The organism is Streptomyces sp. NPDC007907 (assembly GCF_042959365.1).
GTDB lineage: Bacteria > Actinomycetota > Actinomycetes > Streptomycetales > Streptomycetaceae > Streptomyces > Streptomyces indiaensis.
Genome location: NZ_JBIBKR010000011.1, coordinates 38,383 through 53,008, shown reverse-complemented (window position 1 = coordinate 53,008; position 14,626 = coordinate 38,383). Strand labels below are relative to the sequence as shown.

The 14,626-nt window shown below is 71.0% G+C and carries 16 protein-coding genes; 7 read left to right on the top strand and 9 right to left on the bottom strand.

The window, feature by feature from the left end:
* Positions 1-21: 21 nt before the first annotated feature.
* On the bottom strand, positions 22-534 hold the full coding sequence (locus tag ACFZDI_RS35235; protein WP_344368441.1) for a hypothetical protein: 513 nt from the start codon (positions 532-534) through the stop codon (positions 22-24).
* Between the two features lie 108 nt (positions 535-642).
* On the bottom strand, positions 643-1,581 hold the full coding sequence (gene miaA, locus ACFZDI_RS35230) for a tRNA (adenosine(37)-N6)-dimethylallyltransferase MiaA (RefSeq protein ID WP_234846354.1): 939 nt from the start codon (positions 1,579-1,581) through the stop codon (positions 643-645).
* A gap of 182 nt (positions 1,582-1,763) precedes the next feature.
* Here miaA and ACFZDI_RS35225 point away from each other — a divergent pair, with 182 nt between their 5' ends.
* Positions 1,764-2,078, top strand: coding sequence for a hypothetical protein (locus tag ACFZDI_RS35225; RefSeq protein WP_391256504.1), 315 nt, complete (start codon positions 1,764-1,766; stop codon positions 2,076-2,078).
* A 26-nt stretch (positions 2,079-2,104) separates the two neighbouring features.
* A complete protein-coding gene (locus ACFZDI_RS35220; RefSeq protein WP_391256502.1) occupies positions 2,105-2,488 on the top strand; it encodes an Rv0909 family putative TA system antitoxin in 384 nt (127 codons plus the stop codon).
* A 198-nt stretch (positions 2,489-2,686) separates the two neighbouring features.
* On the opposite strand, the gene ACFZDI_RS35215 is transcribed toward ACFZDI_RS35220, so the two are convergent.
* From ACFZDI_RS35215 to ACFZDI_RS35200, 4 genes are all read right to left on the bottom strand, one after another.
* Entirely contained in the window at positions 2,687-3,400 is a 714-nt protein-coding gene (locus ACFZDI_RS35215) for a class III extradiol dioxygenase subunit B-like domain-containing protein (RefSeq protein ID WP_391256500.1), read from the bottom strand.
* A 153-nt stretch (positions 3,401-3,553) separates the two neighbouring features.
* A complete protein-coding gene (miaB, locus tag ACFZDI_RS35210; protein WP_234846358.1) occupies positions 3,554-5,077 on the bottom strand; it encodes a tRNA (N6-isopentenyl adenosine(37)-C2)-methylthiotransferase MiaB in 1,524 nt (507 codons plus the stop codon).
* Positions 5,078-5,216: 139 nt separating this feature from the next.
* Positions 5,217-5,870: a response regulator gene (locus ACFZDI_RS35205; RefSeq protein WP_391256497.1), complete on the bottom strand. Its 654-nt coding sequence runs from the start codon at positions 5,868-5,870 to the stop codon at positions 5,217-5,219.
* Positions 5,870-6,913, bottom strand: a complete 1,044-nt coding sequence (locus tag ACFZDI_RS35200) for a histidine kinase (RefSeq protein WP_391256495.1) — start codon at positions 6,911-6,913, stop codon at positions 5,870-5,872. Before ACFZDI_RS35200 ends, ACFZDI_RS35205 begins: the two co-directional genes overlap by 1 nt.
* A 146-nt stretch (positions 6,914-7,059) precedes the next feature.
* On the opposite strand from ACFZDI_RS35200, the gene ACFZDI_RS35195 reads away from it, so the two are divergent.
* Both ACFZDI_RS35195 and ACFZDI_RS35190 read left to right on the top strand, forming a co-directional pair.
* On the top strand, positions 7,060-7,545 hold the full coding sequence (locus ACFZDI_RS35195; RefSeq protein ID WP_234846361.1) for a TrkA C-terminal domain-containing protein: 486 nt from the start codon (positions 7,060-7,062) through the stop codon (positions 7,543-7,545).
* A gap of 4 nt (positions 7,546-7,549) precedes the next feature.
* Complete coding sequence (locus ACFZDI_RS35190) at positions 7,550-8,767, top strand: cation:proton antiporter (protein WP_391256492.1); 1,218 nt, start codon at positions 7,550-7,552, stop codon at positions 8,765-8,767.
* A gap of 163 nt (positions 8,768-8,930) precedes the next feature.
* Here the strand turns inward: ACFZDI_RS35190 and ACFZDI_RS35185 are convergent, their stop codons facing one another.
* A complete protein-coding gene (locus tag ACFZDI_RS35185) occupies positions 8,931-9,338 on the bottom strand; it encodes a MazG nucleotide pyrophosphohydrolase domain-containing protein (RefSeq protein WP_234846363.1) in 408 nt (135 codons plus the stop codon).
* Between the two features lie 96 nt (positions 9,339-9,434).
* On the opposite strand from ACFZDI_RS35185, the gene ACFZDI_RS35180 reads away from it, so the two are divergent.
* Entirely contained in the window at positions 9,435-10,436 is a 1,002-nt protein-coding gene (locus tag ACFZDI_RS35180) for a TAXI family TRAP transporter solute-binding subunit (protein WP_234846364.1), read from the top strand.
* A gap of 37 nt (positions 10,437-10,473) precedes the next feature.
* Here the strand turns inward: ACFZDI_RS35180 and ACFZDI_RS35175 are convergent, their stop codons facing one another.
* Complete coding sequence (locus tag ACFZDI_RS35175; protein WP_391256489.1) at positions 10,474-11,880, bottom strand: ATP-binding protein; 1,407 nt, start codon at positions 11,878-11,880, stop codon at positions 10,474-10,476.
* Between the two features lie 9 nt (positions 11,881-11,889).
* A complete protein-coding gene (locus ACFZDI_RS35170; RefSeq protein WP_234846366.1) occupies positions 11,890-12,576 on the bottom strand; it encodes a response regulator transcription factor in 687 nt (228 codons plus the stop codon).
* A 289-nt stretch (positions 12,577-12,865) separates the two neighbouring features.
* Here ACFZDI_RS35170 and ACFZDI_RS35165 point away from each other — a divergent pair, with 289 nt between their 5' ends.
* Together ACFZDI_RS35165 and ACFZDI_RS35160 are read left to right on the top strand one after the other, a co-directional pair.
* A complete protein-coding gene (locus ACFZDI_RS35165; protein WP_234846367.1) occupies positions 12,866-13,642 on the top strand; it encodes an amino acid ABC transporter ATP-binding protein in 777 nt (258 codons plus the stop codon).
* Between the two features lie 84 nt (positions 13,643-13,726).
* Positions 13,727-14,569, top strand: coding sequence for a glutamate ABC transporter substrate-binding protein (locus ACFZDI_RS35160; protein ID WP_361118696.1), 843 nt, complete (start codon positions 13,727-13,729; stop codon positions 14,567-14,569).
* Positions 14,570-14,626 lie beyond the last annotated feature (57 nt).

Here is a 14,626-nt window from a genome sequence, read left to right as displayed (position 1 = left end):
CGCCCCGCGGCCGTGGGTCGGTCAGCGCAGGCGTGCCACACGCCACACGGCGAGGACCACCACGACGGCCACGACCAGGGCGTACGCGAGGACGACCCGCCAGTCGGGTCTGCGGCCGGAGCCGCGGGCCGGCAGGCCCGGCCAGGTGTAGCCCACGCGGCGGGCGGCCATCATGCCCCAGCCGGCCGCGCACGAGCAGATCAGCAGGCCCAGCATGGCGATGACGGCCCCGCTGTCGCCGAAGTCGAAGGCGAGCGGGAACGCGAACATCAGGGAGCCGAGTGCCGCGAGGGCCACGATCGGCGCCAGCTGCCAGATGCGGAGCCGGCGCTGCGGGCGCAGCTCGACCTCGACCTCGTCGGCGAACATCTCGCCCGGCTCGGGGCCGTCGTCCGTCACACCCTGCGTCTCGTCGGGCCCATCGGAGCTGAGGTGCTCCGCCTCCTGCTCCGACAGCTCCCCGCGCCCCGGCTCATCCCGCTCGGCGGTGATGTGATCGGTGCTTCGTGCGGTGTCGCGAGGGCCGGCCTCCATCGCCACGCGCCCTCCCAACTAGGACTCAACTCGGTCGATCGAAGCTCGATGATGGCACGCCGCCGAAGGGCCGGATGACGGCCTGGGCGTCCCGATGCCATGACGTGATCAGGCTGTAACCGGTCGTTCGACCAAGGACAGTGCGAGCTGCGGAAGTTCCGTGAGGTCGGCCGCCGCCCCACTCAACCAGTGCACCCGCGGATCGCGCCTGAACCATGAATCCTGGCGGCGCGCGAAGCGCTTGGTGGCACGCACGGTCTCGGCCCGCGCTTCGTCGAGCGTGCACTCCCCGGAGAGCGCCGCGAGCACCTGCTGGTAGCCGAGCGCGCGCGAGGCCGTACGCCCTTCGCGCAACCCGTGCGCCTCAAGTGCGCGCACCTCGTCCACGAGACCGGCGTCCCACATCCGGTCGACCCGGCGCGCGATGCGCTCGTCGAGCTCGGGGCGGGTCACGTCGACGCCGATCTGGAGCGTGTCGTACACCGCGTCGTGGCCCGGGAGGTTGGCGGTGAAGGGCCTGCCGGTGATCTCGATCACCTCGAGCGCGCGGACGATCCGGCGGCCGTTGCTGGGCAGGATCGCGCGGGCCGCCTCGGGGTCGTCGGCGGCCAGGCGGGCGTGCAGGGCGGCGGAGCCGTGCAGCGCGAGTTCCTCCTCCAGGCGGGCGCGGACCTCGGGGTCGGTGCCGGGGAACTCCAGGTTGTCGACGGCCCCGCGCACGTACAGGCCGGAGCCGCCGACCAGGATCGGCCAGCGGCCCTCGGCGAGCAGCGCATCGATCCGCTCACGGGCCAGACGCTGGTACTCGGCGACGGACGCCGTGACGGTCACGTCCCAGATGTCCAGCAGGTGGTGGGGGACTCCGTCGCGCTCTTCGGGCGTCAGCTTGGCGGTACCGATGTCCATCCCTCGGTAGAGCTGCATGGAGTCGGCGTTGACGACCTCGCCGCCGAGCCGCTGGGCCAGGAAAACGCCCAGATCGGACTTTCCGGCCGCAGTCGGCCCGACGACGGCGATGACGCGGGGGGCGGGGGGTGCACTGCTCACCGCCCCAGTCTCGCAAACCTCTCCCCCTGCTCTCGAACGAGTTACGTGACGCGACGGACGCGAGGTCGTTGCCCGTTGCGAGGTTCCTGCCGCCGGATCGCAGAGGCGGTGGTCCGGGCCGCGCAAATTGACGCACCGGGCAACGCGGGATTTCGCCCGCACGAGTAACGTATGGAGTGGATATGGGCGTTTTTGCACGACTTCTCCGGCGGTCGAAGGCCACGGCGGAGACGCCTGCAGCCGAGGCCCGGGCCGACACAGCGAAGGCCGGGACCGAGACGGAGACGGAGACGGAGACGGCCGAGGCGCAGACGGCCGAGGCGGCCGAGGCGGCCGAAGCGGCCGAGGCGAAGGGCACCGACGGAGCCGCGAACGCGGCGGAGCCGGCCGCCGAGGCCGCCGCCGAGGTCAGCGAGTCCGAGGGCGTCGACATCCCCAGGCAGCAGTCCACCGAGAAGGCGGCCGACAACGAGGTCGGCGAGGGCGCCCGTACGTGACCGCCCCGGGTGAGGGAAGGTGAGCCATGGGTCTCATGGACAACGTGAAAGCCAAGCTGGGCCCTGCCAAGGACAAGGTCTCCGACCTCGCACAGCGGCATGAGGGCAAGATCCACCACGGTCTCGACAAGGCCGCACAGGCCGTCGACAAGACGACCAAGGGCAAGTACAGCGACAGGATCCAGTCGGGCACGGGCCGGGCCAAGGGCGCCATGGGCCGACTCACGCACCATGGCGACGACGCACCGGAAACGGGCGGCACGACCACGCCCGGCGCGGCAGGCACGACGACGCCGCCCGGCACCGGTCGTACGGCACCGTCACGGGACACGGCTCCCCCGCCGGAGACGGCCCCTCCGACGGACGCGGGTGGTACTCCGCCTCCCGAGACGCCACCGCCCACTTCCTGAGGTCGCGTCGGCACCGAGGGTCCCGAGCGAGCGACGGCACATCGAAGGGCACGGAAAGACACACCGGCGGACGGCCGCGGAGCACGAGAGCTCCCGGCCGTCCGCCGTTTCCGGGGCCCCGCTGGTTGGAACCTCGACCTCGTACTGGAGCGGACCGCATGACCTTCCAGGAGACCCCGCTCGCGCCCGCGCCCCGCGCTACGACCAGGCGGCGACGACGTAGCCCACCCCGTACGGCGCGTCCTCGTACAGCAGGGAGCCGCCTAGGTTCGCGCCCTCGGCCGCACCCGCCAGGACCTGCCAGGGGGCCCTGCCCGACACCTTCAGCTCGTGGGCCAGACCGGTGTCCAGCGCGGTCAGGGCGGCCAGGTCGGCCGCGCCGAGCGCCCGCGCGACCTCCGCGTCGAAGGGCGCGGCGCGTTCGTCCAGGTAACCCGGGGCCTTGAGCGTCCGGCACGCGCTGGCGTCCCCCATCACCAACAGGGCCACCCGCTCGTCCCGGGCGGCGATGTCGCCGCCGGTCCGCACACACAGCTCTGGCGGTGAGGACTCCCCCACCCCGAGACCCTCGACCGGGGCGTCGGACCAGCCGGTCCGCTCCAGCAGCCAGGCGGCGACGGCCAGCGAGTACGGCAGCCGCGGTGTCGTGTCCGCGCCCTCGGCCGCTCCCAGCCGTACGTCGAGGCCGACGCCGAAGCCCCGGAAGGTCCCCGCCGTGCCCTCCGGGTAGGTCTCGATCCCGGCACCGTCCTGCGGGCCGACGACCACGAGCCGTCCCGGCCGGGCGGCGGCGAGCACACCCAGCGCGTCGGTGCAGGCGGCCCGGGCGGCGTCCAGTTCCGGGGCGGCGCCCGCGGCGACGTCGGGGACCAGGAGGGGCGGGCAGGGACAGACAGCGGCGGCGACAAGCATGATCGGCAGGGTAACGCTCACCAGCCACGGCCACCGCACGGGACGGCGGCGACCCGACCGGTCACAGCCACACCCGCCCCCTCACGGCACAGGGCAGCGGGCCGGCCCCGTCACAGCCGCACCGCCGCGTCACCGCTCGGGCGGTGGTCCGGCTCAGTCGCAGCCGCACCCGCTCGCCACGGCCGGCAGGGGCTCGGGGGCGCCGATCTTCGGCAGGCCCAGCATCACGCCGACGGGCTTGGCCTTCTCGGCCGCGTTGCGCTTCTCCCAGGCGTCGCCCGCGCGCGTGCGGCGTACCTCCAGCACGGGCCCCTCGGCGAGGAGGTGGTGCGGGGCGGCGTAGGTGATCTCGACCGTGACGACGTCGCCGGGACGGACCTCCTGGTCCGGCTTGGTGAAGTGCACGAGGCGGTTGTCGGGGGCGCGGCCGGACAGCCGGTGGGTGGTGTCGTCCTTGCGGCCCTCGCCCTCGGCGACCATCAGCTCCAGCGTGCGGCCGACCTGCTTCTTGTTCTCCTCCCAGGAGATCTCCTCCTGGAGGGCGACGAGCCGCTCGTAGCGCTCCTGGACGACCTTCTTGGGGATCTGGCCGTCCATCTCGGCGGCCGGGGTGCCGGGGCGCTTGGAGTACTGGAACGTGAACGCCTGGGCGAAGCGGGCCTCGCGCACCACGTGCAGCGTCTGCTCGAAGTCATCCTCGGTCTCGCCGGGGAAGCCCACGATGATGTCCGTGCTGATCGCGGCGTGCGGGATGGCGGCGCGGACCTTCTCGATGATCCCCAGGAAGCGCTCCTGGCGGTAGGAGCGGCGCATCGCCTTGAGGACAGGGTCGGAGCCGGACTGGAGCGGCATGTGCAGCTGCGGCATCACGTTCGGTGTCTCAGCCATGGCGGCGATGACGTCGTCGGTGAAGTCACGCGGGTGCGGAGAGGTGAAGCGGACGCGCTCCAGCCCGTCGATCTTCCCGCAGGCGCGCAGCAGCTTGCTGAAGGCCTCGCGGTCACCGATGTCGGAGCCGTAGGCGTTGACGTTCTGCCCGAGCAGCGTGATCTCGGAGACGCCCTCGGCGACCAGGGCCTCGATCTCGGCGAGGATGTCGCCGGGGCGGCGGTCCTTCTCCTTGCCGCGCAGGGCCGGGACGATGCAGAAGGTGCAGGTGTTGTTGCAGCCGACGGAGATGGAGACCCAGGCCGCGTAGGCGCTCTCGCGCCGGGTCGGCAGCGTCGACGGGAACGCCTCCAGCGACTCGGCGATCTCGACCTGTGCCTCGTCCTGGACGCGTGCGCGTTCCAGCAGGACGGGCAGCTTGCCGATGTTGTGCGTGCCGAAGACGACGTCCACCCAGGGCGCCCTCTTCACGATGGTGTCCCGGTCCTTCTGCGCGAGGCAGCCGCCAACCGCGATCTGCATCCCGGGGCGGCTCGCCTTCTTCGGAGCGAGGTGGCCGAGGTTGCCGTACAGCTTGTTGTCGGCGTTCTCACGCACGGCGCAGGTGTTGAAGACGACGACGTCCGCCTCGTCGGCGCCCTGGGGGGCGCGGACGTAGCCCGCGTCCTCCAGCAGTCCGGACAATCGCTCGGAGTCGTGGACGTTCATCTGGCATCCGTAGGTCCGGATCTCATAGGTCTTAGATGATCGAACGTCCACTGCCGGGCTCCGGTCGCTGCTGCTGGTCATGGTTCAAGGGTAGGTGCTTCCCGGACGACGGCGTCCACAAGGTTCTGCGGCCCCGGGACCCGGAGCCGCACGACTGCCGTCGGCGCCGCTGTGCGGCCGGCCGGACGGGAGCGTGAGCGGCTTCCGGAAGGTACCGGCCTCAGGGCTCGATGAGTCCTGCCCTGATCGCGTACCGGGTCAGCTCCAGGCGGTCGCGCATGCCGAGCTTCTGCAGCAGGTTGGCGCGGTGGCGCTCCACGGTCTTGGCGCTGATGAAGAGGAGCTCCCCGATCTCCTTCGAGGTGTGTCCCTCGGCGACCAGCTTGAGGATCTCCTCCTCGCGCTCGGTGATGGGGCGTTCCGGGAGGCCGTCGCCCCGATGCAGCCGCTCCAGGTAGGAGCGGACGAGGGCGCGTTCGGCTCCCGGGTAGATGAACGGCTCGTCGCGCACGGCGGCCCGGCAGGCCTCGACCAGGTCGCGGTCGGCGACCGACTTGAGGACGTAGCCGCTGGCTCCGGCCCTGAGCGCCTCGAAGAAGTACTCCTCGTTGTCGTACATCGTGAGGATCAGGATGTGCAGGCCGGGCAGTCGGCGGGAGAGTTCCCGGGCGGCCTGGAGGCCGGTCATCCGGGGCATGGCCACGTCCAGGACGGCCAGGTCCACGGGCGTCTCCCGGGCCCTGGCCACGGCCTCGGCACCGTCCCCGGCCTCCGCCACCACGGTGAGGTCGGGCTCCCCGTCCAGGATGAGGCGCACGCCCCGGCGGACGAGCGTGTGGTCGTCGGCGAGCAGCACACGGATCGGTGTGGACATCAGCGGAGCCCTTCGGTCACCGGTACGCGCAGCCGTACGTCGGTGCCCCCGCCCCGCGCCGGCTCCAGGGTCAGGGTGGCACCGATCAGCAGGGCGCGCTCGCGCATGCCGGTGATGCCGGCGCCCTCGGGGGCGTCGCCGAGGCCCGTGCCGTTGTCGCGTACGAGGAGCTCGACACCGTCGGGGTCCGGCTGGAGGCGGAGTTCGGCCTGGTCGGCGGTGGCATGCCGGGCGGTGTTGGTCAGGCCCTCCTGGGCGACCCGGTAGACGACGAGTTCGGCCTCGGGGGTCAGGTCGGGAAGCTCGCCGGTGACGTGAGGGCGCACGGTCAGCCCGTGGGTCGTGAACTCTCCGGCGAGCGAACGCAGGGCGCTGGCCAGCCCGAGTTCCTCCAGCACGCCGGGCCGCAGGCGACGGGCGATGCGGCGGATCTCGTCCAGGCCGGCCCGGGTCGCCTCCTGCGCCTGGCCCACCTCCTCGCGGAGGTCCTCGGGCGCCCGGTCGGCGACGCGCTTGAGCTGAAGGAGGACGGCGGTCAGGGTCTGCCCGACCTCGTCGTGGAGCTCCCGGGCGATCCGGTGGCGTTCGCTCTCCTGCGCCGACAGCGCCCGGGCCGTGCCGGCGGCCCGCTCGGCCTCCAGCCGGTCGAGCATCGTGTTGTACGTCGTGATCAGCCCGGCCGTCTCCGCCGGACCCGACACCACAGGCCGGGAGCCCGGGCGCAGCAGGTCCGCGGTGGCCATGGCCCGGTCCAGCCGTTGCAGCGGCACCAGACCGAACCGCAGCACGAGGGCGTTGCCGGCGAGCAGCAGCACCAGGCCGCCGAGCAGGACGAGGGCTTCGCCCACGAGGACGGGGGTGGACACGGTGACCGGGCCGAGCAGCAGCGCCGTGGCCACGACCAGGCCGGCGGCGTTGAGCGAGAAGATCCGCCAGAACAACGACACGCTCGCCGATCCGCTCCTTCCCGCCTTCACGCAGTGCACCGCCCCGTCCACTCTCTCCGGCGACCGGCCGCTGCGTATATCCGTCACGACACCCATGTCGTCACCGTACGGCCGGATGAAAGCATGCGGAGTCGACCCGTCCGATGATCGACACCGGTCGCCGGGCCGACACAGCGGATCAAACAAGATCAACAGTACGAAATACGCACGTTCGACGGACGAGACGAACAAGGGGAAGCAACGTGTCAGCTCCGCGCCTGAGGGCGACACCGCTGCCGGGCATCGGGGTCCAGTACGACCTGGAGACCCGGGAACACCGCCATCTGTCGGTGGTGGCGCACCGCGACGGCACGCGCACGGTGAACATGTACCGGCCCGACGATCCCGACTCCTGCGCCCACTCGTTGAAGCTGACCAGCTCGGAGGCGGGGTCGCTGATCGACGCGTTGAAGCCGTCCCATCACAGCCCGAGCCTGCTGTACACCACCGATCTCGGGCTGGTCGCCGAGCGGATCGAGGTGCCGGCGGCCTCGCGCTGGAACGGTCGGGTGCTCGGCGACATGCGGATGCGGACCGAGACGGGTGCGTCGGTGGTGGCCGTGCTGCGGCGGGCCGAGGCGATCCCGTCGCCCGCTCCGGACTTCCGTCTGTCGGGCGGTGACACGCTGATCGTCGTCGGCACCCGCGAGGGCGTCGACGCGGCCGCGACCATCATCGGGCGGGAGTGAGCTTTTGCACTCCGCTGTTCTGCTCATCGAGTTCGGTTCCATCATTCTCGGCCTCGGCCTGCTCGGCCGGTTCGCCGCCCGGTTCCGGCTCTCGCCGATACCCCTGTATCTCCTCGCCGGTCTGGCCTTCGGTGAGGGCGGTCTGCTGCCGCTCGGCGCGAGCGAGGAGTTCATCGCCACGGGCGCGGAGATCGGCGTCATCCTGCTGCTGCTGATGCTGGGCCTGGAGTACACGGCGAGCGACCTGGTCTCCAACCTCAAGACGCACTACCCGTCCGGTCTGGTCGACTGCGCCCTCAACGCGCTTCCCGGTGCCGCCGTGGCGCTGCTGCTGGGCTGGGGCCCGGTGGCCGCCGTCGTACTGGCCGGTGTCACCTGGATCTCGTCGTCCGGTGTGATCGCGAAGGTGCTGGGCGATCTGGGCCGGGTCGGCAACCGGGAGACGCCGGTGATCCTCAGTGTGCTGGTACTGGAGGATCTGGCGATGGCGGTGTACCTGCCCATCGTCACGGCGCTGGTGGCGGGCGTCGGGCTGCTGGCCGGCAGCGTCACCCTGGCGGTCGCGCTGGGCGCCGCCGGACTGGTGCTGTTCCTCGCCCTGCGCTACGGCAGGCTCATCTCGCGCTTCGTCTCCAGCGACGACCCGGAGAAGCTGCTGCTGGTCGTGCTGGGCCTGACGATCCTGGTCGCGGGTGTCGCCCAGCAGCTCCAGGTGTCGGCGGCGGTCGGGGCCTTCCTGGTGGGCATCGCGCTGTCGGGAGAGGTCGCGGAGGGCGCGCACACCCTGCTGAGCCCCCTGCGTGACCTGTTCGCCGCGGTGTTCTTCGTCTTCTTCGGGCTGCACACCGACCCGTCGAGCATCCCGCCCGTCCTGCTGCCCGCGCTCGGCCTCGCGGTCGTCACCGCGCTGACGAAGATCGCCACCGGGTACTGGGCGGCCCGGCGGGCCGGGGTCTCCGTCAAGGGCCGCTGGCGGGCCGGCGGGGCGCTGGTGGCCCGCGGCGAGTTCTCGATCGTCATCGCCGGTCTCGCCGTCGCGGCCGGTGTGGAACCGTCCCTCGGCCCGCTGGCCACGGCGTACGTCCTGATCCTGGTCGTCCTGGGCCCGCTCACCGCGCGCTACACCGAGCCGGTGGCGACGTGGTGGTCCCGCCGCCGCGCACCCCACCCCTCGCGGCCGGCACCCCGAGCAGCGGAGACGGAGGCACCGGTCGCCGACTGAAGGGGGTGTGACGGGGCGGCCCGGGGGGCTTCGTGATCAGGGCCGGGTGCCCCGGACTGACCAGGGGTCGGTCGCGCGCCCTGTGAGTGACGCCCGAGCCGGCAGCCGAGGCGCCCCCGGGCCCGACCCAGCCACCACGGCCGGGGCCCTTCCCGGGCCCCGGTCAGGCGGTCGCGCCCGGCACCCACCCCTGCTTGCGCAGCACCCCCGGCACGTCCGGCGCCTCGTAGTGCTCGCCCTTGAGGACCTTGCCGTCCTCCCGGCGGGAGACAGTGCCGTCGGGGCCGAGCTTCGTCATGTTGGAGCGGTGGATCTCGGCGAGCACCGCGTCGAGGTCGATCCCGTGCACGAGAGCGGTCCCGTACGCGACATACACCACGTCCGCCAACTCGTGCGCGAGCCGGTCGAGCGGACCCCGCACCGACACCTCGGCGACCTCCGCCGCCTCCTCCGCGAGAAGTTCGCCGCGATGGGCCGCCAGTTCCGCGGAGACCTCCGTCGGCGTACTGCGGACGTCCAGGCCGAAGGCGCGGTGGAATTCACGGACCAGGTCAGCGGGCGAAGAACTCATGGGGGCGACTGTAGTACCGCCCGCCGGCACTCCCCCACCGCCGGCTTGTGACCCCTGCCCTGGTCAGGGTGCCACCCGGCTGGCAGGATCGCCCGCATGTCCAGAACGCTCACCCCCGTCGGCAGGCGCCGGGCCCTGCAGGGCGGCGCCGCCTCCCTCGTGGTCCTCGGGCTGCTGATGTGGTGGCTGCGCCCCTGGGCCGAGGAACCTCCGAACGGGACGATCACGTTCAGCACGGGCACCCGCGCGGGCGTCTACCACGAGTACGGCCGGCTCCTGAGCGGCGAGATCGACAAGGACATGCCCGACCTGAAGGTACGGCTGCAGCCCAGCGCCGGGTCACAGGAGAACGTCTCGGACGTGGCGACGGGCGACGCGGACTTCGCGATCGCCGCGGCCGACGCGGTCGCCACGTACAAACTCGGCAAAGGCGAGGGCGCCGACCGGCTGCGCGGGGTCGCGCGCCTGTACGACGACTACGTCCAGCTCGTCGTGCCGCCGGACTCGGACATCCGCTCCGTCGCGGACCTGCGGGGCAAACGCGTGGCCATAGGGCTGCCCGACTCCGGTGTGCGACTGATAGCGAACCGCGTACTGAGGGCCGCCGGCATCGACCCGGAGCAGGACATCCAGCCGTCGTCGGACGGCATCGACACCGGACCCAAGCGGCTGGGCCGCGGCCTGGACGCGTTCTTCTGGTCGGGCGGCCTGCCCACGGACGGCCTCAGCGGGCCGGCCAAGAAGTCGGCGTCGGCCTTCCGGTTCGTGCCGATCGACGCCACGCTCGTGGCCAAGCTGCACGACCAGGGCGGTGCCACGCGCTACTACCGCGCCACGAAGATGCCGGAGTCGGCCTACCCCACGATCCAGCGCGGCAAGGCGGTGCCGACGCTGGCGGTGTCCAATCTGCTGATCACGCGCAGCGACATGGATCCACGGCTCACCGAGTGGCTGACCCGTACGGTGCTCGACAGCCGGGACCTGATCGGCGCCACCGTCCACTCCGCGCAGCTGGTCGACGTCCGTACGGCGATCTACACCGACCCGCTGACGCTGCACGTCGGCGCCCAGCGCTACTACCAGTCGGTCAAGCCGTAGCACCCGAGCCGCACGCGGCCCGACGGGTCGCCGTCCGTCAGGCCGTGGGCGCCGATCTTGGCACCGACACCGTCACCTTCAGGCCGTGCGGCTCGTGACGGTCGTAGGCGATCGCGCCGCCGCCCGCCGCGAGCAGGGCCCGGGAGATGGACAGCCCGAGGCCCGAGCCCTTGATGTTCTGGTGCCGGCCGCTGCGCCAGAAGCGGTCACCGACGCGGGCCAGCTCCTCTTCGGTCAGACCCGGACCCTGATCGGCCACGACGACCGTGGAGGTGTCGCCGTTGGAGGCGACGGTCACCTCCACGGCCTGCCCCTCGGGCGTGAACTTCACCGCGTTGTCGATGACCGCGTCCAGCGCGCTGGACAGCGCGACCGGGTCGGCCCACGCGGTCGTGGGCGGGCAGTTCCCTACCAGGCGCACGCCCTTGGCCTCGGCGGTCGGCGCCCAGGCCGCGAGACGTTCGGCGGCCAGCTCCCCGATGTCGGTGACCTTCAGATCGGCCTCGGTGTGCTCGGCCAGCGCCAGGTCGAGCAGGTCGTCCAGGACCTGCGCGAGGCGCTTGCCCTCGGCCTGGACCGAGGCGATCTCCTTGTTGCCCTCGGGCAGCTCGAACGAGAGCAGCTCGATGCGCAGCAGCAGCGCCGCGAGGGGGTTGCGCAGCTGGTGCGAGGCGTCGGCGACGAAGGCGCGCTGCTGCTCCAGCACGTCCTCGACGTTGTCCGCCATCTCGTTGAACGACCGGGCGAGGCGCTGGAGTTCCGGCGGTCCGCCGGCGGCCGCGACCCGGGACTTCAGCCGTCCGGTGGCGATGTCGTGGGTGGTGGCGTCGAGGACGCGCACGGGCTTGAGCACCCAGCCGGTCAGCCGCAGGGCGGCACCGACGGCCAGCAGCATCGCGGCGAACTCGCCCGCGCCGATGACCAGCCAGCCGTTCAGCGTGCGGGAGCGCAGCTGCCCGGTGGGCGAGTCGGTGACGACGACCGCGACGACGTCGCCGTCCCGGATGACCGGCGAGGCGACCACGAGGTTGCGGCGCTGCCAGGGCCACACCTGCTTCGGGTCGTGGCTGCGGCGGCTGAGCTTCGCCTCGTCGAAGGCGTCACGCACCTCGCCCTGGTCGGGCAGCGACCACTCGTCAGGGGCGTGGGCCATGGCACGGCCGGTGCGGTAGAAGACCCCGGACCGGATGCCGTAGACCTCGTAGTAGCTGCGGAGCTCGCTGCGGAGCGTGGCCAGGCGCTCGTTCTCGAAGGCGCCGGTGGTGCCGTCGGGCGAGTCGGTGACGAACTGGGCGAGGGCGGCGAAGCGGGCCGTGTCGTCGATCCGGTCGACGACGACCTTCTGCTGCTGCGCGCCGGCAAGGCTCACGGCCAGCGGCACGCCGAGCGCGAGCAGCACGGCCGCCATCAGGACGATGAGCAGGGGGAGCAGACGAGTGCGCACCCGGCCCCGCTACCCGGCAGGCGCGACGAGCCGGTATCCGACTCCGCGGACGGTCTCGATGAGGGCCGGCATCCGCAGCTTGGCACGCAGGGACGCGACGTGCACCTCAAGGGTGCGCCCGGTGCCCTCCCAGCTGGTCTGCCACACCTCGCTGATGATCTGCTCGCGGCGGAAGACCACTCCGGGCCGCTGCGCGAGCAGGGCCAGCAGGTCGAACTCCTTGCGGGTCAGGCTGATCACCGACCCGTCCACACTGACCCTGCGCGTGGGCAGCTCGATGTGCACCGGGCCGAGTCGCAGCTCGGTCTCGATGCCGCTGGAGGTGTCCTCGTGGGAGGTGCGCCGGCTGACCGCGTGGATCCGGGCGAGCAGTTCTCCGGTGTCGTAGGGCTTCACCACGTAGTCGTCGGCGCCGAGGTTGAGGCCGTGGATGCGGGAACGCACGTCGGAGCGGGCGGTGACCATGATCACCGGGGTGCTGGTGCGCTTGCGGATCTTGCCGCAGACCTCGTATCCGTCCTGGTCGGGCAGGCCGAGGTCGAGGAGGACGACGCCGAAGCAGTCAACCTCGGGGACGAGTGCCTGAAGGGCCTCCTCACCGCTGCGCGCGTGCGTGACGTCGAACCCGTGCCGTGCCAGAACCGCCGACAGGGCGGCGGCGACATGGTTGTCGTCCTCGACGAGCAGCAGTCTCACCCGGTCCCCCTTCAGTTCACTGGCCGTACGCTCTAAATGTGTACGAGACGCGTGCACACGCGCGGGTGCACCTTGTGCAGTCACGCTGATGGATGAGGACGGCGTCAAGAGAGTTCCGGTTGCGGAGCCCTTCCGTTACCCGGCCGATATCAGCGCTGCTCACAAGTGCTACGACACGTGTCCGATTGCTATCGGATCGTGATGCTCAGATTCCCCTCAGATGTAATGACGCAGGTCGTAGAGGGTAACTACTGTCCTCCGAAACCGAGGAGGACGGAGCCTGAGAGCGATGACCGAAGTATCGGTGGCCAAGGAAGATGTGGCCGCGACCGGAGAACTGGTCGTCCTGAAGAGCGTCAACAAGCACTTCGGCGCGTTGCACGTACTCCAGGACATCGACCTGACGATCGCCCGCGGTGAAGTCGTCGTGGTCATCGGACCCTCCGGGTCCGGCAAGTCCACCCTGTGCCGCACCATCAACCGCCTGGAGACGATCGACTCCGGCTCGATCACGATCGACGGCAAGCCGCTGCCCGCCGAGGGCAAGGAACTCGCCCGGCTGCGGGCCGACGTCGGGATGGTCTTCCAGTCCTTCAACCTCTTCGCGCACAAGACCGTGCTCGAGAACGTGATGCTCGGCCAGATCAAGGTCCGCAAGAAGGACAAGAAGGCGGCCGAGGACCGGGCCCGGGCTCTGCTCGACCGGGTCGGTGTGGGCGCGCAGGCCGAGAAGTACCCGGCGCAGCTCTCCGGCGGCCAGCAGCAGCGCGTCGCCATCGCACGGGCCCTGGCCATGGAGCCGAAGGTGATGCTCTTCGACGAGCCCACCTCTGCACTCGACCCCGAGATGATCAACGAGGTGCTGGAGGTCATGCAGCAGCTCGCCCGCGACGGCATGACCATGATCGTCGTCACCCACGAGATGGGTTTCGCACGATCAGCCGCAAACCGCGTGGTGTTCATGGCAGACGGCCGCATAGTCGAGGAGGCTGCGCCCGACCAGTTCTTCAGCAATCCGCGCAGCGACCGTGCCAAGGACTTCCTGTCGAAGATCCTGCACCACTGACGGCGCGGGTCGCGTCCGACGCGCTCCCCCTGTCGCCCGCCCCTTGAAGGCCCGCATCTCTTCACCAGCCAAAGGATGTTCATCATGAAGCTCCGCAAGGTCACCGCCGCCTCGGCCACCGTCTTCGCTCTCGCCCTCACCGCCACCGCGTGCGGCGGCGACAACAGCACGGGCGGCGACTCCGGCTCCGACGGCGGCGGCAAGACGATCACGGTCGGCATCAAGTTCGACCAGCCCGGCCTCGGCCAGAAGACGCCGCAGGGTTACGCCGGCTTCGACGTGGACGTCGCCACGTACGTCGCGAAGAAGCTCGGTTACAACGCGGACCAGATCGAGTGGAAGGAAGCGAAGAGCGCCGACCGCGAGACCATGCTCCAGCGTGGTGACGTCGACTTCATCGCGGCGACCTACTCGATCACCCCCGAGCGCCAGGAGAAGGTCGACTTCGCCGGTCCTTACCTGCTGGCGCACCAGGATGTTCTGGTTCGTGCGGACGACAACAAGATCAAGTCGCCGAAGGACCTGAACAACGCCAAGCTCTGCTCGGTCACCGGCTCCACCTCGGCGCAGAACGTCAAGGAGAAGCTGGCTCCCAAGGCGCAGCTGCAGCCGTACCCGACGTACTCCGCCTGCCTGCCCGGTCTGCAGAACGGTGCCGTCGACGCGCTGACCACCGACGACTCGATCCTCGCCGGTTACGCCGCCCAGTCGCAGTTCAAGGGCAAGTTCAAGCTCGGCGGCTTCAAGCTGACCAACGAGAACTACGGCATCGGCGTCAAGAAGGGCAGCGACCTCAAGGACAAGATCAACAAGGCCCTCGAGGAGATGGTCGACGACGGCGCCTGGCAGAAGGCCGTGGACAAGAACCTCGGCCCGGCCGACTACAAGAACGAGCCGGCTCCGAAGATCGGCGAGATCAAGAGCTGAGGCAGCGCCTGACAGGGTGCGCCGCCCACCGGAGGGGGCGGCGCACCGGCGTGGACA